The 19,155-nt window shown below is 62.1% G+C and carries 15 protein-coding genes and 1 pseudogene; 7 read left to right on the top strand and 9 right to left on the bottom strand.

The features are described from left to right. From CBW66_RS29115 to CBW66_RS24655, 4 genes and pseudogenes are all read right to left on the bottom strand, one after another. Positions 1-688: pseudogene (locus CBW66_RS29115) on the bottom strand (FUSC family protein); the annotation flags it as partial. Between the two features lie 188 nt (positions 689-876). Beyond that, positions 877-2,745: a 1-deoxy-D-xylulose-5-phosphate synthase gene (gene dxs / locus CBW66_RS24665; RefSeq protein WP_086139811.1), complete on the bottom strand. Its 1,869-nt coding sequence runs from the start codon at positions 2,743-2,745 to the stop codon at positions 877-879. After that, the gene (locus CBW66_RS24660; RefSeq protein ID WP_086139810.1) at positions 2,746-3,654 is read right to left on the bottom strand and encodes a polyprenyl synthetase family protein; all 909 of its coding nucleotides are present in this window, start codon (positions 3,652-3,654) and stop codon (positions 2,746-2,748) included. It abuts the gene before it with no gap. After that, on the bottom strand, positions 3,651-3,902 hold the full coding sequence (locus CBW66_RS24655) for an exodeoxyribonuclease VII small subunit (protein WP_046683420.1): 252 nt from the start codon (positions 3,900-3,902) through the stop codon (positions 3,651-3,653). Before CBW66_RS24655 ends, CBW66_RS24660 begins: the two co-directional genes overlap by 4 nt. 404 nt (positions 3,903-4,306) lie before the next feature. On the opposite strand from CBW66_RS24655, the gene CBW66_RS24650 reads away from it, so the two are divergent. The 3 genes from CBW66_RS24650 (at position 4,307) to CBW66_RS24640 (ending at position 7,379) form a co-directional block, all read left to right on the top strand. Next, complete coding sequence (locus tag CBW66_RS24650; protein WP_086139809.1) at positions 4,307-5,407, top strand: aromatic ring-hydroxylating dioxygenase subunit alpha; 1,101 nt, start codon at positions 4,307-4,309, stop codon at positions 5,405-5,407. Positions 5,408-5,590: 183 nt separating this feature from the next. Further along, positions 5,591-6,514: a DMT family transporter gene (locus CBW66_RS24645; RefSeq protein WP_086139808.1), complete on the top strand. Its 924-nt coding sequence runs from the start codon at positions 5,591-5,593 to the stop codon at positions 6,512-6,514. Positions 6,515-6,527: 13 nt separating this feature from the next. Beyond that, on the top strand, positions 6,528-7,379 hold the full coding sequence (locus CBW66_RS24640) for a sulfurtransferase (protein ID WP_086139807.1): 852 nt from the start codon (positions 6,528-6,530) through the stop codon (positions 7,377-7,379). A gap of 44 nt (positions 7,380-7,423) precedes the next feature. Here the strand turns inward: CBW66_RS24640 and CBW66_RS24635 are convergent, their stop codons facing one another. Together CBW66_RS24635 and CBW66_RS24630 are read right to left on the bottom strand one after the other, a co-directional pair. Beyond that, positions 7,424-9,160, bottom strand: coding sequence for an ABC-F family ATP-binding cassette domain-containing protein (locus tag CBW66_RS24635; protein WP_086139806.1), 1,737 nt, complete (start codon positions 9,158-9,160; stop codon positions 7,424-7,426). A 263-nt stretch (positions 9,161-9,423) separates the two neighbouring features. Then, on the bottom strand, positions 9,424-10,167 hold the full coding sequence (locus CBW66_RS24630; RefSeq protein WP_301178781.1) for a ZIP family metal transporter: 744 nt from the start codon (positions 10,165-10,167) through the stop codon (positions 9,424-9,426). On the opposite strand from CBW66_RS24630, the gene CBW66_RS29540 reads away from it, so the two are divergent. Further along, entirely contained in the window at positions 10,070-10,294 is a 225-nt protein-coding gene (locus tag CBW66_RS29540) for a hypothetical protein (RefSeq protein WP_230492248.1), read from the top strand. The genes CBW66_RS24630 and CBW66_RS29540 overlap by 98 nt on opposite strands. Before the next feature lie 134 nt (positions 10,295-10,428). Here CBW66_RS29540 and CBW66_RS24625 read toward each other — a convergent pair whose 3' ends face one another. Continuing rightward, complete coding sequence (locus CBW66_RS24625; RefSeq protein WP_086139805.1) at positions 10,429-11,313, bottom strand: dienelactone hydrolase family protein; 885 nt, start codon at positions 11,311-11,313, stop codon at positions 10,429-10,431. 161 nt (positions 11,314-11,474) lie between these two features. After that, positions 11,475-14,237 (bottom strand): DNA polymerase I, encoded by a 2,763-nt coding sequence (polA, locus tag CBW66_RS24620; RefSeq protein WP_086139804.1) that lies wholly within the window; start codon positions 14,235-14,237, stop codon positions 11,475-11,477. A gap of 292 nt (positions 14,238-14,529) precedes the next feature. On the opposite strand from polA, the gene CBW66_RS24615 reads away from it, so the two are divergent. The 3 genes from CBW66_RS24615 to CBW66_RS24605 all read left to right on the top strand — a co-directional run bounded on the left by CBW66_RS24615 (position 14,530) and on the right by CBW66_RS24605 (position 16,754). Beyond that, complete coding sequence (locus tag CBW66_RS24615) at positions 14,530-14,925, top strand: hypothetical protein (protein WP_086139803.1); 396 nt, start codon at positions 14,530-14,532, stop codon at positions 14,923-14,925. A gap of 84 nt (positions 14,926-15,009) precedes the next feature. Further along, the gene (locus tag CBW66_RS24610) at positions 15,010-15,966 is read left to right on the top strand and encodes a homoserine kinase (protein WP_086139802.1); all 957 of its coding nucleotides are present in this window, start codon (positions 15,010-15,012) and stop codon (positions 15,964-15,966) included. 2 nt (positions 15,967-15,968) lie between these two features. Next, positions 15,969-16,754, top strand: coding sequence for a BPSS1780 family membrane protein (locus tag CBW66_RS24605; protein ID WP_086139801.1), 786 nt, complete (start codon positions 15,969-15,971; stop codon positions 16,752-16,754). Between the two features lie 70 nt (positions 16,755-16,824). On the opposite strand, the gene CBW66_RS24600 is transcribed toward CBW66_RS24605, so the two are convergent. Further along, a complete protein-coding gene (locus tag CBW66_RS24600) occupies positions 16,825-19,134 on the bottom strand; it encodes a UvrD-helicase domain-containing protein (protein ID WP_086139800.1) in 2,310 nt (769 codons plus the stop codon). Between the last annotated feature and the right edge of the window lie 21 nt (positions 19,135-19,155).

The raw sequence follows: 19,155 nt of genomic DNA, 5'->3' as shown, positions 1-19,155 counted from the left end.
CCACCCGCGCCGCTTCCAGCGCGGCGCGCGCCTGCGAACGGTAGCTGGCGCCATGCGCGGCCGCGTCCGGCAATGCCGGGCCCTGTTCCAGGAAGCGCGCATTGTCGCGCGCGATGCCGGCCAGGCGCGAATACGCGGCGCGGATGGCGCGCCGGGCGGGGCTGAACGGGTGGATGCGCCACACCGTAAAGCTGAGCACGGTGGCAAACAGGCAGCCGAACATGTACAGACCCAGGAAAGGCGCGCTTTGCGTCATCGATGCCAGCGGATGCGTGACCATCACCACGCAGGCCGTGGCCGCCAGGATGGCCACTTGCGCCGTGGCCGCGCCCCAGATGCGCGCCAGCGCGCCGGCCCAGGAAAACAGCAGCACGGCGAGGGCCGCCGTCGCCATGCCATGCCCGGCCGCCAGCGCCGTCAGGCCGCCGGCCACCGTCGACAGCAGGCCGAAACCCAGCATCGAGACGAAACGCATGCGCCGCGTGCCGGCCGCGTCGGCCAGGCAGGTCCAGAAGGCGCCGATGGCGGCCCAGGAAAAATCGGGGTGGTCGAACAGCAAGCCCAGCAGCAGCATGGCGCTCGAGGCGCAGGCGGCGCGCAGGCCTTCGGACAGATTCGTTTCGTCGATGGCCAGGCTGACCATCCACAGGGGACGGCGCTGCGCCAAGGTATCGGTATAGGCGTGCATGCCCGTCAACCAGCGGCTTGCCAGCATGCGCGAACGGCGGTGAAGTTTCCTGAAATGCAAGTTGAACTTTAAGAAGGTATCAAAGCGTCATCGTAGCATTCCCGGACGAAAAATGTTGCAGTGCAGCGTAAAATCCCTGCGGGCAAAAAAAAACGGCACCGCAGTGCCGCTTTTTGAAGCAGAAAAACTTAGCTGACGGCAGCCAGGCGCGGCTGGGAGCCGCCAAAACGCTGCTCGATCGAGGCGGCGATGCCGGCGGCATCGAGACCCACGCTTTTCAGCAATTGCACGGGGTCGCCGTGATCGATAAAGGTGTCGGGCAAACCCAGCATCAGGATAGGCTTGACGATGCCCTCGGCCGCCAGCGCTTCGGCCACCGCCGAACCGGCGCCGCCCATGATGCAGCCCTCTTCCACCGTCACCAGGTAATCGTGTTCGGCCGCCAGTTGCTTCACCAGCGCCACGTCGAGCGGCTTGACGAAACGCATGTTGGCCACCGTCGCGTCGAGCTTGTCGCCGGCCGCCACGCTCGGGGCCACCATCGAGCCGAAGGCCAGGATGGCGATGCGCTTGCCCTGGCGCTTGAGCTCGCCCTTGCCGATCTCGATGCTGGTCAGTTCCGGCACGATGGCGACACCGGCACCGGCGCCGCGCGGATAGCGGATGGCGGCCGGGCCCGGGTAGTGGTAACCCGTCGTCAGCATCTGGCGGCATTCGTTTTCGTCCGACGCGGCCATGATGACCATGTTCGGAATGCAGCGCAAAAACGCCATGTCGTAATTGCCCGCGTGCGTGGCGCCGTCGGCGCCCACCAGGCCGGCGCGGTCCAGCGCGAACGTCACGTCCAGGTTTTGCAAGGCCACGTCGTGGATCAGCTGGTCGTAGGCGCGCTGCAAAAAGGTCGAGTAAATGGCCACGACGGGCTTCAAGCCTTCGCAGGCCAGGCCCGCGCCAAAGGTCACGGAATGCTGCTCGGCAATGCCGACGTCAAAGTAACGGTTCGGGAATTGCTGTTCGAACTTGACCATGCCGGAGCCTTCGCGCATGGCCGGCGTGATGCCCACCAGGCGCTTGTCGTGGGCGGCCATGTCGCACAGCCAGTTGCCGAACACTTCCGTGTACGTCATCTTGGCCGGCGCCGTGGCCGGCTTGATGCCCTCAAGCGGATTGAACTTGCCCGTGCCGTGGTACAAGATCGGCTCCGCCTCGGCCAGCTTGTAGCCCTGCCCCTTCTTGGTCACCACGTGCAGGAATTGCGGACCCTTCAATTGCTTGATGTTTTGCAAGGTCGGGATCAGCGAATCGAGGTCGTGGCCGTCGATGGGGCCGATGTAATTGAAACCGAATTCCTCGAACATGGTAGCCGGCACGACCATGCCCTTGGCGTGCTCCTCAAAGCGCTTCGCCAATTCCAGCACGGGGCCGGGCAAGACGGACTTGCCGACATTTTTCGCCGCCGCATAGAACTGGCCCGACATCAGCCGCGCCAGGTGGCGGTTCAGCGCGCCCACAGGCGGCGAGATCGACATGTCGTTGTCATTCAAGATAACCAGCAGATTGACGTCTTCCTGCACGCCCGCATTGTTCATCGCCTCGAACGCCATGCCGGCCGTCATCGAGCCGTCGCCGATCACGGCGATCGCGTGCAGCGGATCGCCCTTGATCTTGGCGGCCTGCGCCATGCCCAGCGCGGCGGAAATGGACGTCGACGAGTGCGCCGTGCCAAACGTGTCGTATTCGCTTTCGTCGCGCTTCGGGAAGCCGGAAATGCCGTCCTTCTGGCGCAAGGTATGCATGCGCTCGCGCCGGCCTGTGAGAATCTTGTGCGAATACGTCTGGTGGCCCACGTCCCAGACGATGCGGTCGTGCGGCGTGTTGAACACGTAATGCAGCGCGACGGTCAGCTCGACCGTGCCCAGGTTGGACGACAGGTGGCCGCCCGTCTTGGAAACGGAATCGAGCAGAAAGCTGCGCAATTCCTGGGCCAGCGGCACCAGTTGCGAGCGGGCCAGCTTGCGCACTTGCGCTGGTTCATTGATGGTTTCTAACAGTTTCATTTATGCCTTCCGCTGCACGACCAGGTCCGCCAGCTCGCGCAGGCGGCGTGCCTTGTCCCCGAATGGCGCCAGCGCCGCATGGGCGTCGCACCGCAATTGTTCTGCGAGGGCTCGTGATGGTTCCAGCCCCAGTATCGATACGTAAGTGGGCTTGTTGGCGGCCGCATCCTTGCCCGCCGTCTTGCCCAGGGTGGCCGAATCGGCCGTCGCGTCGAGCACGTCGTCGACCACCTGGAACGCCAGCCCGACGGCGCGCGCATACGCGTTCAGCGCCGTCATCTCGTCCGCCGCCAGGTCCTTGCCCGCCAGCGCGCCGAGGATCACGGCCGCACGCAGCAAGGCGCCCGTTTTCAGTTGATGCATCTGCTCGAGCTGCGGCAAGGTCAAGGCCAGGCCGACGCTGTCGAGGTCGATCGCCTGGCCGCCGCACATGCCTGCGGAACCGGACGCGTGCGCCAGCAGCCTGACCATGGCCATTTGCCGCGCCGGCGGAATCGCCGCGCCGTCGGCCAGCAGCATGAAGGCCTGCGATTGCAGCGCGTCGCCCACCAGCAGGGCCGTCGCTTCATCGTAGGCGATGTGCACGGTGGGCTTGCCGCGACGCAAGGCATCGTCATCCATGCACGGCATGTCGTCATGCGCGAGCGAATACACGTGAATCATTTCCAGCGCGCAAGCTGCGCGCGCGAGGGTGTCCTGATCGGCATCAAACAATTCACCGGCCGCCATCACCAGCAGCGGGCGCACGCGCTTGCCGCCGCCCAGCAGCGCATAGCGCATCGCAGCGTGCAGCTTGTGCGGCACCGCGTCCGCCGCAGGCAAAAATTGGTCGAGCCGGCTTTCCACGCCAGACTGGGTGCTTTGCATCCAGTCGCCGAAGGTCACGCTGTCTTGCATACTGGCCATCATTGGGCGGCCTCGCCGGCATCCACGAACGGTTTCAACATATCGCCTTCCAATACTTTTACCTGCGCTTCGACACTGTCGAGCTGGGTAGCGCAATACTTGACCAGTTCCGAGCCGCGCTGGTACGCCGCGACCGATGCTTCCAGCGGCAACTGGCCCGCTTCCATTTGCGTTACCAGCTGCGCCAGTTCCGCCATCGCCTCTTCAAACGAGGCCGGCGCTGCGGCAGCGGCAGTTAATTTCTTCGACATAGACTCAGATCTCTTCGTGGCACGAGGGGCTTGGTGGGAGACGCCGGGGACTCCCGGCCAGCATAGAAGCGTTATTTTAGAACAAACCACACTATTAAGTGAAAACTAAAGCGCAATCGGCGCGCTCAAAGTCAATAGCGTTGCCAGCTTGTCAGTGGATTTTAGCCGAATCGCCCCGTTCTACCGGAAATTGCGCGCCAAATGACAATGTTTCTCATTAATAGCGCATTTACCGGGCAGGTTTGATAATGCCGAGGCCGATCCGCGCTATAATCGCCGGTTCTGTCCGAAATACCGTTTCAACAAATTTGAATTCAGGTCTTTGCGGATTCTTTCTCTCTGTAGCGGCTGCCAAGGAATGGCCTGGGGCACTGCTGACCGTTGTACATTTATGGGGGGTTGGGATGTCCGATCTGGCTACTCACGCCAAGCTGGCGCGCTCAAACGCGCAACTTCCGGTCCACGTCTATTTTGACGAAACGCTGTTGCAGCGTGAAATGCAGCAATTGTTCCAAGCCGGCCCGCGCTATGTCGGGCATGCGCTGATGGTGCCGGAAACCGGCGATTTTGCGACCCTGGCGTCTGAGAACGAAGGGCGCATGCTCGTGCGCAACGCCAATGGCATCGAAGTGCTGTCCAACGTGTGCCGCCACCGGCAGGCGCTGATGTTCAATGGCCGCGGCAATACGAATAATATCGTGTGCCCGCTGCACCGCTGGACCTACGACCTCAAGGGTGAATTGATCGGCGCGCCGCATTTCCCCGAGACGCCGTGCCTGAACCTGTCGAAAACGCCGCTGCAAAGCTGGAATGGCTTGCTGTTCGAGCAAAATGGCTACAACGTGATGGAAAAATTGAAAGATTTATCCGTCTCGAAAGACCTCGATTTTTCCGGCTACATGTTCGACCACGTGGAAATCCACGAGTGCGACTACAACTGGAAGACCTTCATCGAAGTCTATCTGGAAGACTATCACGTCGAGCCGTTCCATCCGGGCCTGGGCAGCTTCGTCAGCTGCGACGACCTGCGCTGGGAATTCGGCAAGGATTACAGCGTGCAGACGGTGGGCGTGCACCGCGGCCTGCAGCAGGCCGGTTCGCCTGCCTACAAGAAATGGCAGGAGCAGGTGCTGCAATTCCGCGGCGGCGAAGCGCCGCCATATGGCGCCATCTGGCTGACCCTGTATCCGAACATCATGGTCGAATGGTATCCGCACGTACTGGTCGTCTCGACCCTGTGGCCCGATGGCCCGCAAAAAACGCGCAACGTGGTAGAGTTCTATTACCCGGAAGAAATCGTGCTGTTCGAGCGCGACTTCGTCGAAGCGGAACGGGCTGCCTACATGGAAACCTGCGTCGAGGACGATGAAATCGCCCAGCGCATGGATGCGGGCCGCAAGGTCCTGATTGCGCGCGGCGTGAACGAAGTGGGCCCTTACCAATCGCCCATGGAAGACGGCATGCAGCATTTCCACGAGTGGTACCGCAACAATATCGAACTGTAATATTAGTAGAGGGGCCGCATAACGCGGCCCCTCATTCGTTTAACTCTACACTTACAACACCTGACAAAACCGTAGCGAGCGGCAGCACGGCGTGGCTAGGAAGCGCAGCTGTACTGTAGTACAGCGAGCATCGCAGGCCGCGCCCCGCGACGCGCAGTAGGTTTGGTCAGGTGAAAGGCCAAAATGCAATCTTTATGGATGCTGTTTGCCAGCTTTATGTTCGCCATCATGGGCGTGTGCGTGAAACTGGCGTCGGATCTGTATTCGACGTCCGAAATCGTCATGTACCGCGGCATCGTCGGCATGATCGTCATGAGCTGCACGATTCTGTACCAGGGCGGCAGTTTTAAAACCACGATGCCGGGCCAGCATCTGTGGCGCGGCGTGGTGGGCGTGATCGCCCTGTGGCTGTGGTTTTATGCGATCGCCATCCTGCCGCTGGCCACGGCCATGACCCTCAATTACATGGCGCCCATCTGGATCGCCGTGATCCTGCTGGCCGGCGGCTTCTGGAAAGGCATGAAACAGGTCGAGTGGCCGCTGGTGGCCGCGATTGCCATGAGCTTTGTCGGCGTGACCCTGCTGCTGCAACCCGTGTTCGAGACGGATCAGCTGGCCGGCGCCATCACGGCCTTGATTTCCGGCATGCTATCCGCCCTCGCCTACCTGCAGGTGCGCAAGCTGGGCTTGCTGGGCGAGCCCGAATACCGGGTCGTCTTCTATTTCTCGGTCGTCAATTTCCTCGCTGGCGTGATCGGCCACGTGGCCAGCGCCGGCGGCGGCCCCGTCGTCTGGCATGCGCACACGAGCGCCTACGGCATCGGCTTGCTGGCCGCCATAGGCCTGTGCGCCACGATGGCGCAGATGGCCATGACGCGCGCCTATCGCCTGGGCAAGACCCTCGTGGTGGCCAATCTGCAATACACGGGCATCGTCTTTTCCAGCTTCTGGGGCGTGGTGATCTTTGGCGACCTGTTCGACTGGCACGGCTGGACCGGTATCGCCATCATTCTCGCCTCGGGCATTGCGGCAACCTATTACAATACCCGCAACACGGCCCGTGGCGCCGCCATCGCGCGCACGGATCCCATCGCCAGCGAAGTGTAAAGGAGCGTTCCTGATGTACACCACCTTGATCCAGGCCAGCGAACTGGCCAGCCACCTGCAGGACAGCAGCTGGGTGATCCTCGATTGCCGCCACGACTTGCTCAACCCCACTGCCGGCAGCGACGCGTTTGCCGCCGGTCACATCCAGAACGCGCAGTTTGCCGACATCGACACGGCCCTATCCGGCCCGAAGACGGCGCGCGGCGAGGACTTTACGGGACGACACCCCTTGCCAGACCGCAACGCCCTGCTGGCCGCCCTGCGCGGCTGGGGCATCGACGACGACACGCAAGTGGTCGCGTACGATGGCCAGGGCGGCATGTTCGCCGCCCGTTTGTGGTGGCTGCTGCGCTGGGTCGGCCATCCGACGGTAGCCGTGCTCGACGGCGGCCTGGCCGCCTGGCAAGCGCAAGGCTTGCCGCTGGTCACGCCCGTGGCGCCACGCCCTGTCGGCAAGCTGACGGAAAAAACCAGCCTGGTGCGCACTGTCAGCGTGCAGGATGTCATCGCCAACCTGGAAACGCAGGCGTTGACCGTCATCGACGCACGCGCGCCCGACCGTTATCGCGGCGAAAACGAAACCATCGACCCCGTGGGCGGCCATATCCCCGGCGCAAAGAACCGTTTCTTCAAGGATAACCTGCAGGCGGACGGCCGCTTCAAATCCGCTAAAGAACTGGAGCAGGAATTCGCGGGCCTAATCAGCACGGCTGAATCTACTATCCTGCAATGCGGCTCCGGCGTGACGGCGTGCCACAACCTGCTGGCCCTGGAAGTGGCCGGTTTGCCTGGCGCCGCCCTGTATCCGGGTTCGTGGAGCGAATGGTGCGCCGATCCGGCGCGGCCGGTGGCGACGGGCAACTAAAAAAAAGCGGACCTCGGTCCGCTTTTTTCATGCCAGGTGGATAACTACGATGTTATCCCCAGCGCCAGATTCAGGCGTCCCAGCTCCGCCAGCCATGCCTGCTGGCTGGCCGGCTTCTGGTGTCGCGGTTTTCTCGCCAGGTCTTCCGCCAGCAATCGCTCCAGTTCGCACAAGCGCTCCAGCTGTACGTCGATGTCCGTCGGGACAGGAGCCGTATTCTCCACGCGCGGCGCCGGCCTCAACGCTTGCCCGTCTTCCACGCTCAGCCGTGCATACGCGCTGGCCGCGTCAAGCCACTCTTCCAGCCGGCCATCGGCCACGACCCAGAAGCGGTTGCACGCCGTCTCGATCAGGTCGCGGTCGTGCGACACCAATAAACAGCCGCCTTCAAAGCCGCGCAGCGCTTGTCCCAGTTCCGCCTTGCCCTGCATGTCCAGGTGGTTGCTGGGTTCATCGAGCAGCAGCAAGTGGTAGCTGGCCAGCGACAAGCCCAGGAACAGCAGCCGCGCCCGCTCGCCGCCGCTCAGGGTCGCGACCGTCTGGCCATGGCGCGCATACGGGAAACCGGCTGAAATCAAGGCCTGCTTGCGCGCCACCTGGCTGCGCGCCGCCTCATTCTGCACGGCAAACGGGTACAGGGCGTCGGACAGGTCGGCCGTATCGGCCAGCTGCCTGAGCGACTGGTCGTAATAGCCGATGCTGGCCGCGTGGTGCCAGCGCAAGTCCGCACGTTCCTGCTGCGCCTGGATCGCCTGCCAGCACAGGCGCAGCAAGGACGACTTGCCGCTGCCGTTGGCACCCAGCAAGGCGACCCGGTCGCCCGGTTTCAGCCACAGCTGGCCGGTGTGGAACAGCACGGGAGAAGCCGGCACGGCGCGCACGTGCAGCCCATCGAGCGCCAGCAACTGGTCGGCTGCCAGCGCCTTGCCGCGCAAACTCAAACGCCACGGTGCGCCATCGCTGACGAACGATTGCGCATCCTTTAATTTGTCGATGCGCCGCTGCATGGTCTTGGCCTTGCGCGCCAGGTCTTCATTGTCATAGGTGCGGCCCCACAGGGCCAGGCGAGCGCTGCTGGCGGACAGGCGGTCGATTTCCTTCTGTTCCGCCGCATGCCGGGCGGCAGCGGCCTCGTCTGCCTCGGCCAGCGCCGCCAGCGCGGGGCCGCACGGCAAGTCGAAATCGTACAGCCGGCTATCGCGCAAGATCCAGCTACGTGTGGCCACGTTATCGAGCAGGCGCTGATCGTGCGATACGAGGATGAAGGCACCGCGCCAGGCCAGCAAAAATTGCTCCAGCCACAGCAGCGATGGCAAGTCCAGGTGATTGCTCGGTTCGTCGAGCAGCAGCACGTTGGGTTCCTGCAGCAGGGCACGCCCCAGCAGCAGCCGCGTGTGCTGGCCGCCGGACAGCGAGTGCACGGGCACTTGCGCCGTCTCCGGCGCGAAGCCTAGCTCGGCCAGCAGGCTGTCGACCCGCCAATGCAGTTCCGGCTGCTCCTGCACGGGCGCCAGCAAGGCATCGTACAGGCTCAGGCTGGCAAGTTCGGCCGGCAAGTGCTGCTCCACGTGCTGCAAGCGGCAGGCACGAGAATAGTGGATGGTACCGGACGTGGCTTCCCGCGTGCCGCCAAGCAAGCCCAGCAAGGTGGATTTGCCGCAGCCATTGTGGCCGATCAGGCCGATGCGGTCGCCCTGGCGCAAGGTAAAGGCGAGTTCGTTGAAGAGGAAACCGTCGTGGGTATCCAGCTGTAATGCTTGGGTAGAAATCAGGGTAGTCATGGCTCTTGTCTTTGTTCGGGATGCAAGCATCCGCGTTAACAGGAGCGCTAACGACAACGGAGTACCAGGAAAGGACTCGTAGAGGAGGGTAACTTTGCTCTGGCCAGGTTATCGCAGCGCGATAGAACGTGGGCAAGAGCTGGCAAATGCGCTTAAAGAGCGTGCGCGCCACAAGGCGAGCAACAAGTTTTCTTCCATTATATTTTCCTCCTTTCTGTGCAAGTTAGTCAGAAAGGCAATACTACACCCAGCGAGCCTGCGTATCAACCGCCGTGGCGCTTGTGCGTCAGGAACAGCACGATACACACGCCCAGCGCGATCAACAGCACTTGCGGGATGGTCTCGCGCAAGGTGGCGCGGCGCTGCATCTGCGGCATCAGGTCGGACAGGGCGATATAGATGAAGCCGGACGAGGCGAACACGAGCACGTACGGGATCAGATTGCTGGCGCGGTCCAGGGTGAAATAGCCGAGCAAGCCGCCGGCCACCGCCATCAAGCTGCACAGCAGGTTGAAGATGTAGGCGCGCAGGCGCGAGAAGCCCGCGTTGAGCAGCACGATGAAGTCGCCGATTTCCTGCGGGATTTCATGCGCGATGATGGCCAGGCCCGTGACCAGGCCCAGTTTCGGGTCGGCCAGGAAGGCGGCGGCGATCAAGATGCCGTCCGTAAAGTTGTGCATGCCGTCGCCGACCAGGATCATCCAGCCGGCCTTGCCCGCCTCGTGCTTGTCGTGGCCGTGCGCATGGTGGTGGCCGTCGCCTTCGTGGTGGTGCGAATGGCGCAGGATGGCGAATTTTTCCAGCATGAAGAAGGCCAGCAAGCCCGCCAGCAGGGTGGCGAACAGGCTGCGCGGGTCCGCCTGCGACTCGAACGCTTCGGGCAAGGCGTGCAGCAAGGACGTCGACAACATGATGCCGACGGACAAGCTGACCATGCGCTCGACCACTTTGGACAGGAATGCAAACGAAAAGATCGCCGCCGCGGTAATGCTGAAGACGCCCGCGATCGTGGTCGCGAGCAAAATGGATATAAGGACGGGATCGATGATTTTCTTACCTCAAAATGGCGCCGGGTCACTGGCGCCCGCGATGCTGGCGTCTGGCCTGATGAATGCGTTGTTATCTGTTATTTAATTTTTTTGCGCGTTTGGCGGCAGCGTAGCGCGATGAAGATGCAATTGTACTGCATTGGCGCGCTCCGGGCATTTTACAGCCCGGTGCGCCTTTCGCGCCAACGGCTGGAAGACAGGGTATTTTTCTGTTGCAGATTACGCCACGCCGTGGCTCTTGAACCAGGACAGGCAGCGCGCGTAACCGTCTTTCGCATCGGCCGCCACATAGCTGGGGCGGTAATCGGCATTGAAGGCGTGGCCCGCATCGGGATACACGACGAATTCCGACTTGTTGCCGCCCTTGGCCAGCGCGTCTTTCATTTTGCCGATCGACTCCTGCGGGATGCCCGTATCCTTGCCGCCATACAAGCCCAACACGGGCACGTTCAAGGTGGCGGCGATATCGATGGGGTTGCTCGGCTGCAAGGGAGTCGGCTCGCCCACGAGGCGGCCATACCAGGCCACGCCCGCCTTGACGGCCGGATTGTGCGCCGCGTACAGCCACGTGATGCGGCCGCCCCAGCAAAAGCCCGTGATGCCCAGGCGGCTCGTGTCGCCACCGTTCTGCTTCGCCCACGCAACAACCGCATCGAGGTCCGTCATCACTTGCGCATCCGGCGTCTTGGCGATGATGCCTTTCATCAATTCCGGAATGCTGGCCACCTTGGTGGGGTCGCCCTGGCGCACGAACAGGTCGGGCGCCAGCGCCAGATAGCCCTGCTTGGCGAAACGGCGCGCCATATCGGCGATATGTTCATGCACGCCAAAGATTTCCGAAATGACCAATACCACGGGCAAACCCGTCTTGCCTTCCGGCTGCGCCGCATACACGGGCACGGCCTGGCCATCGACCATCACCGACATGGTGCCCGTGACGAGCCCGGCGGAATCCGTCTTGATGACGTTTTGCGCCGCCACGGGCAGCACAGCCACGGCAAAGCCCGCGCCCAGCGCCACCTTCAGGAAACCGCGCCGGCCGTCCGGCCCGGACACGCTGCTCTGGCCCAGCAAACTTTCACAATCGGTGATCATATTGCTCATGCGTTTCTCCTGAATATAGTGCATCGGAAAATGTCGGCTTACGCTGCGCTAAGCCGACCTACGGTCATTGCTCAAGTCAAACATTTGTTCGGCTTACGGTCATTGCTGAATTAAACGTAGGTCGGCTTGGCGGGGCATGCCCCGCGTAAGCCGACGCAGCATCAATGCGCCTCGTCCCAGTTGCGTCCCACGCCCACCTCGGCCGTCAACGGCACTTTCAGCGCGGCCACGCCTGCCATCAGTTCCGGCAGCTTGCGCTTGACCAGTTCCAGCTCCGCGTCCGGCACTTCCAGCACCAGTTCATCGTGCACCTGCATGATCATCTTCGTTTGCAAGCCGTCCGTTTCCAGCCAGCCTTGCACGGCGATCATGGCCAGCTTGATCAGGTCGGCGGCCGTGCCCTGCATCGGTGCGTTGATCGCCGCCCGTTCCGCGCCCTGGCGGCGCGGGCCGTTCGGCGAATTGATTTCCGGCAACCACAAACGGCGGCCGAACACGGTTTCCACGTAGCCGCGCGCCTTCGCTTGCTGGCGCGTGTCTTCCATGTACTGTTTTACTCCGGAAAAACGGGCAAAGTAACGGTCGATATAGCTTTGCGCGGCCGTGCGGTCCACGCCCAGGTTGCCGGCCAGGCCGAAGGCGCTCATGCCGTAGATTAAACCGAAGTTGATGACCTTGGCGTAGCGGCGCTGTTCGCTCTGCACTTCCGCGGCCGGCACGCCAAAGATTTCAGCGGCCGTGGCGCGGTGAATGTCGATGCCGTCGGCAAACGCGCGCAGCATGGCTTCATCACCCGAGATATGCGCCATGATGCGCAATTCGATCTGCGAATAGTCGGCCGAAACGATGTGGCTGCCCGGCGGCGCAATGAACGCTTCGCGGATGCGGCGGCCTTCCGCGCTGCGGATGGGGATATTCTGCAAGTTCGGGTCGTTCGACGCCAGCCGCCCCGTCACGGCTACGGCTTGCGCATAGTTCGTATGCACGCGGCCCGTAGTGACGTTGATCATCTTGGGCAATTTGTCCGTGTACGTCGATTTCAGCTTGGCCATGCCACGGTACTCGAGCAGCACTTTCGGCAGCGGATAATCCTCGGCCAGCTTTTGCAGCACCTCTTCATCGGTTGAAGGCGCGCCCGTCGGGGTTTTCTTGACCACCGGCAGTTTCAATTTTTCAAAGAAAATTTCGCCGATCTGCTTGGGCGAACCCAGATTGAATGGCTGCTCGGCCAGTTCATACGCCTTCTTTTCCAGTTCGAGGATTTTCACGGCCAGCTCGGCCGACTGAATGTTGAGCAATGCATCGTCGATCAGCACGCCGTTGCGCTCGATCTTTTGCAAGACCACGGCCGTCGGCATTTCGATCTTTTCATAGATAAACGTGAGTTTTTCATCGTTCGCCACATTGCCCCACATGGCATTGTGCAAACGCAAGGTCACGTCGGCATCCTCGGCCGCGTATTTCGCCGCCTGCTCCACCTCGACTTGATTGAACGTGATCTGTTTGGCGCCCTTGCCGCACACGTCCTCGAACGGGATCGTCGTATAGTTCAGGTGGCGCAGGGCCAGGCTGTCCATGTCGTGCTTCTTGTGCGACTCGAACACATACGATTCGAGCAAGGTATCGTGGGCGATGCCGCGCAGCGTCACGCCATGGTTGGCGAAGATATGACTGTCATACTTCAGGTTCTGGCCCAGCTTGGGTTTGTTTTCATCTTCGAGCCACGGGCGCAGTTTCGCCAGCACGTGGTCGCGCGTCAACTGCTCAGGCGCGCCCGCATAGTCATGCGCCAGCGGGATGTAGCAGGCGGCGTGCTCGGCCACGGAGAGGGAAATGCCGACCATTTGCGCCGTCATCGGTTCCAACGAGGTGGTTTCCGTATCGACGGCCGTCAAGGGTGCCGCGTCGATCAGGGCGATCCATTTGTCGAGTTGCTCGTCCGTCAGCACGGTTTCATACACGGCCTCGACTGCTGGGGCCGCATCGGCGAACATGTCGCCCGTGGTATTTGCCACGGAAGCGCCGGCGGCAGGCGGTGCGCCGACGGGCGACATGGGCGGCGGCGCCGCGCCCAGTTCGCGCAGCAGCGCCTTGAAGCCGTAGCGCTGGAAGAAGGCCAGCAGCGCTTCCTTGTCTTCGTGTTTCGCCACCAGCGAGTCGGCGATCGTCGTCATGTGGCCGGACAGATCGCAATCGGTCTTGACGGTGATCAAGGCGCGCGCCTGCGGCAGCCATGGCAGGGCCGTGCGCAGGTTTTCCCCCACGGCGCCACCCACCTTGGCCGCGTTTTCCATCACGCCTTCCAGGCTGTCGTACAAGGTCAGCCATTTGACGGCCGTCTTCGGGCCGCATTTCGATACGCCCGGCACGTTGTCGACCGTATCGCCGATCAGCGACAGATAATCGATGATGCGGTTCGGCGGCACGCCGAATTTGACCAGCACGGCCGCTTCGTCGAGCTTTTCATTGCTCATGGTATTGATCAGGGTCACCTGGCTGTTGACCAGCTGCGCCAGGTCCTTGTCGCCCGTCGACACCACCACGTTCATGCCGGCGGCGGCCGCCTGCACGGCCAGGGTGCCGATCACGTCATCGGCCTCCACGCCGTCGACCATCAAAATCGGCCAGCCCATGGCGCGCACGGCTTCGTGGATAGGTTCGATCTGCAGCCGCAGGTCGTCCGGCATCGAGGCGCGCGTGGCCTTGTACTCGGGGTACATATCATCGCGGAAAGTTTTACCTTTGGCATCGAACACGCAGGCGATGTAGGCGGCCGGGTAATCGGCGCGCAGGCGGCGCAGCATGTTGACCATGCCATGCATGGCGCCCGTGGGATAGCCGTCCGGGCTGCGCAGATCGGGCAGCGCATGGAAGGCGCGATAGAGGTAACTGGAACCGTCGACTAACAGCAGGGTGTTTTGCATAATGCCAATAAAATAAGGTGAGCCGCGCCAGCCGGGAAGAAACAGCGGCGGGCGGGTGGAATATCGCCCAATTATCGCAGAGTTTAGGGCCGCGCCACCGGCCGCAACGCGCGCCGCTCCCAGTGTTTTTGTCCCCCTAAGGAGCAAAAAAGGGCACGCCGGCGACCTCTGCCAACCATTTCCGCTCATTTAAACAGCATTGCCTACCAGTTTGTTACAATGCCTTATAGATAAATTGACGGCATTACCCCACTGCACGCGCTGCAGTCCCACACATGGAAGCGAACCCATCATGATGCGTACATCGACACTCTGGACATTCCTCGCCCTGCCCCTGCTGGCATGTTCGGCCATTGCCAGCGCCCAGACGCCGGCCAAACCGAGCGACGCGCCGCCACAGCTCGAACGTATCGAGGAAATGGGCGAAGCCCCCATCACCGTGGCGCCGGCCGCGGCCAAGCAGCAGATTACCGAGAAACGCGAAGCGGGCGTGACCTCCGAAGTGAAGGTCACCACGGGCGGCAGCACTTATTACATGAAGCCGGCCGCCGGCGCCGACCAGGCCAACGGCAACGCCCTGCGCGGCCCGCAATGGAAAGTGCTGGAATTCGACTTGGGCAAGAAGAAACAGAAACAACGCGATGAAGAGGCCGCGGACGCGCCGGCACCGCCCGCAGCAGCGAAGTAAGCAGCCACTCTCTTCTGCCCTGCCCCGGCCATGCGCGGGGGCAGCCGGCTTTTTTTGACCTTTTAGACCATTCCTCTCTTTCCCATGGCAGTTTTTACCGCGCTACACCTGGACGATATCGGCCAGTGGATCACGCAATTTCCACTCGGCAAACCTCTGGCGCTCAAGGGCATCGCGTCCGGCATCGAAAACAGCAATTTCTTCCTGAGCACGGAGCGCGGCGAGTATGTGCTGACGATCTTTGAAAACCTCAGCTTCGAGCAATTGCCGTTCTATCTGCAACTGATGCGCCACCTGGCGGACCGGGGCGTGCTGGTGCCCGCGCCGATCGCCAGTGCCGATGGCGAACTGGTGACGGCCCTGCAAGGCAAGCCGGCCGCCATTGTCAGCAAACTCGACGGCAGCTCGCAGATGGCGCCGCAGGCCGTGCATTGCGCCGCGGTCGGCGCCATGCTGGCGAAGATGCACCTGGCGGCGCAGGACTTCCCCCTGCAGCAGCCGAATCTGCGCGGCCTGGACTGGTGGAACGCCACCACGCCACTGGTCTTGCACCACCTCGACGATGCCAGGGCCCACCTGCTGCGCGCGGAAATCCATTTCCAGGACGCCTTTGCGGCCTGCGATACCTACAAAGCCATCCCGCGCGGTCCCGTACATGCCGACTTGTTCCGCAACAACGTCATGTTCGACGGCGAGCGCCTGACGGGCTTTTTCGACTTTTACTTTGCCGGCTGCGACACCTGGCTGTTCGACGTGGCCGTTACCGTCAACGACTGGTGCGTGGACCTGGCCACGGGCGTGCTCGACACGGTGCGCGTGCGCGCCCTGCTCGACGCCTACCAGGCCGTGCGCCCGTTTACGCACGAAGAACAAACGGCGTGGCAGCCGATGCTGCGCGCCGCGGCGCTGCGTTTCTGGCTGTCGCGCCTGTACGATTATTACCAGCCGCGCGAAGCGGAAATGCTGACCCCGCACGATCCCACGCATTTCGAACGCATTCTGCGCGAACGTATCGCCACACCTGCTCCGGAACTGTTTTAAACATGGAAAAATTACCTGCAAGTACAGGCTGGCAATGGGTGAAACAGGGATTTGCCCTGTTTCGCAAGCAGCCTGGCGGCATGTCGATGCTGTTTCTCGGCTATATGTTTTGCATGCTGGCCGTCAGCATCGTGCCCGTGCTCGGCCAAATGCTGCCCGTCATCCTGGTGCCCGTGTTTTCCGTCGCCTTCGTGCGAGGCTGCCTGAATATCGACCAGGGCAAGCGCGTCCTGCCCAGCCTCTTGATTTCGGGCTTCCGCAGACCCGCGTTTCCTTCCCTGTTCGGTCTGGGCGTGCTGTATATCCTGATGGCGATCGTTGCCATCGGCGCCTCGACCCTGGTGGACGACGGCTTGCTGTGGCGCCTCGTCACCGGGCAACTGACGGAAGAAGCGGCACGCGCCGCCATTCCGGAATCGCGCCTGGGCCTGGGCATCCTGCTGGCCATCGCGATGTACGTGCCTGCCGCCATGGCCTTCTGCTTTGCCGCGCCGCTGATCTACTGGAAACAAGTCAGCCTGGGCAAGGCGCTGTTCTTCAGCTTTTTCGCCGTCTGGCGTTCGCTGTCGGCCTTCATCGTCTTCGCCGCCACCTGGTTCGCCATCAGCGTCGTTACCAGCCAGTTGCTGGCCATCATCTTTGGCCGCACGCCGCTGATGATGCAGCTGATGATGCCCCTGTCGATGATCTTGACCATCATCATGCATTGCTCGTTCTACGCCGCCTACCGCCAGATCTTCGGCCTGCCCGCCGATGAGAGCAAGACGGTGTCGCTGGATAAGCCCTAATTCGCGCTGGCGGTGATGTCGGATTACGCTGGGCGTTGCCCCGCTAATCCGACCTACGCGCCATACCAGATCACCGCCCCAGCCGTTCCAGCTTGGCGATCCCCAGGTCCAGCACCTTCATGCCGTGCTGGCCGAAGTTGATCTGCGCGCGCGCATTGCCGCCGCCGCCTTCGATATTGACGATCACGCCTTCGCCGAACTTGGCGTGCGCCACCGATTCGCCGATGCGCCAGCCGCCGCCCGTGGCTTTTTGCGCGATCTTTTGGGCAATCGCATTGTCCGATCCCAGGCTGGCCACCTTGGGTGCCTCGTCCCAGGCCGACTTGCGGTTGCCGAACCAGTTAGCCTGCACCTTCGGCGATAGCCATTTCAAGGACTCTTCCGGCAACTCGTCGAAGAAGCGCGACTTCATGTTGTAGCGCGTCTGGCCGTGCAGCATGCGCGTCTGCGAAAAGCTCATGTAGAGCCGCTTGCGCGCGCGCGTGATCGCCACGTACATCAGCCGACGTTCCTCTTCCACGCCGTTGTCTTCCTTCGAGCTGCTTTCGTGCGGGAACAGGCCCTCTTCCAGGCCGGTAATAAAGACGTTGTCGAATTCCAGGCCCTTGGCCGAGTGCACCGTCATCATCTGCAGCGCATCCTGGCCCGCCTGCGCCTGGTTGTCCCCCGCTTCCAGCGACGCGTGCGATAAAAATGCGGAGAGCGGCGACATCACGGCCGGCAGCGGCGCGTCCGCGTCGAGTATCTCGATGCCATCCTGGTTGACGACGGGCGCGCCCGACTGCGCCTGGGCCGCTGGGCCCAAGTGGGCCGGTGCACCCTGTCCAAAACCTTCCTCGGAAATGAACTGGGAAGCCGCGCTGACCATCTGCTCCAGATTCTCGATGCGGTCGGCGCCTTCTTTTTCATTCTGATAATGCTGCAGCAAGGTACTCGCTTCCAGCACCACTCTGACCATTTCCGGCAAGGACAATTGCTGCGTTTCAAAGCGCACGCCTTCGATCAGCTTGACGAAACCGGCCAGCACGCTGCCCGCCTTGCCTGCCACATACGGCACGGCCGCGTACAGCGAAATACCGTACTGCTCGGACGCGCCCTGCAATTGCTCGATCGAGCGCATGCCGATGCCGCGCGTGGGGAAATTGACCACACGCAAGAAAGCGGAGTCATTGTGCGGGTTGTCCATCAATTGCAAATAAGCAATCGCGTGCTTGACCTCGGCGCGCTGGAAGTAGCGCTGGCCGCCATACACGTGGTAGGGAATCGCGGCCGAAAACAGCGCGTGCTCGATCACGCGCGACTGCGCGTTCGAGCGGTACAGAATGGCGATTTCGCTGCGCGAGGCGCCGTCGGCGATCAGGCTTTTCGCCTCTTCGATGATCCACTGCGCTTCCTGCAAGTCGGAACTGGCCTCGTACACGCGCACCTGCTCGCCATGGCCCGCGTCCGTGCGCAAATTCTTGCCCAGGCGCTTGCTATTGTTCGCGATCAGCACGTTGGCGCTGTCGAGGATGTGGCCGTGCGAGCGGTAGTTCTGCTCCAGCTTGATCAAGTTCTTCACCTGGAACTCGTGCTCGAAGGCGCTCATGTTGCCCACGTTGGCGCCGCGGAAAGCATAGATGCTCTGGTCATCGTCGCCCACGGCAAACAGGGCGCCGCCATCGCGGCTGCCATGGCCGGCCAGCAATTTCAACCAGTTGTATTGCAGATTGTTCGTATCCTGGAACTCATCCACCAAAATGTGGCGGAAGCGCGCCTGGTAATGCTCGCGCAAGGGCTGGTTGCGGCTGAGCAATTCGTACGTGCGCAGCAGCAATTCCGCAAAATCGACGACGCCTTCGCGCTGGCACTGGTCGTCGTACAGCTGGTACAGCTCGACCATTTTGCGCTCGTGCGCGTCGTACGCTTCCACGTCCGTGGCGCGCAAGCCCTGGTCCTTGGCATTGTTGATGAAATACATCACCGTCTTCGGCGGGAATTTTTCATCATCAATGTTATTTGCCTTCAACAAGCGCTTGATCACCGACAACTGATCCTGCGAATCGAGAATCTGGAACGTCTGCGGCAAGGCCGCGTCGCGGTAGTGCGTGCGCAGCAAGCGGTTGCACAGGCCGTGGAAGGTGCCGATCCACATGCCGCGCGTATTGATCGGCAGCATGGCCGACAGGCGCGTGAGCATTTCCTTGGCAGCCTTATTCGTAAAGGTCACGGCCAGGATGCCCGGTGGCGATACCTGCTGGGTCTGGATCAGCCACGCGATGCGGGTGGTCAGCACGCGGGTCTTGCCCGAACCGGCGCCTGCCAGGATCAGCGCATGCTGGGCCGGCAGGGTGACGGCAGCCAATTGTTCGGGATTGAGGTTGTGAAGAAGATTTTGCATCCCGTGATTATACCGGCATGG

Source organism: Janthinobacterium sp. GW456P, from assembly GCF_002127655.1.
Taxonomy (GTDB): Bacteria; Pseudomonadota; Gammaproteobacteria; order Burkholderiales; family Burkholderiaceae_D; genus Janthinobacterium.
This window is presented reverse-complemented; position numbering and strand designations above follow the sequence as displayed.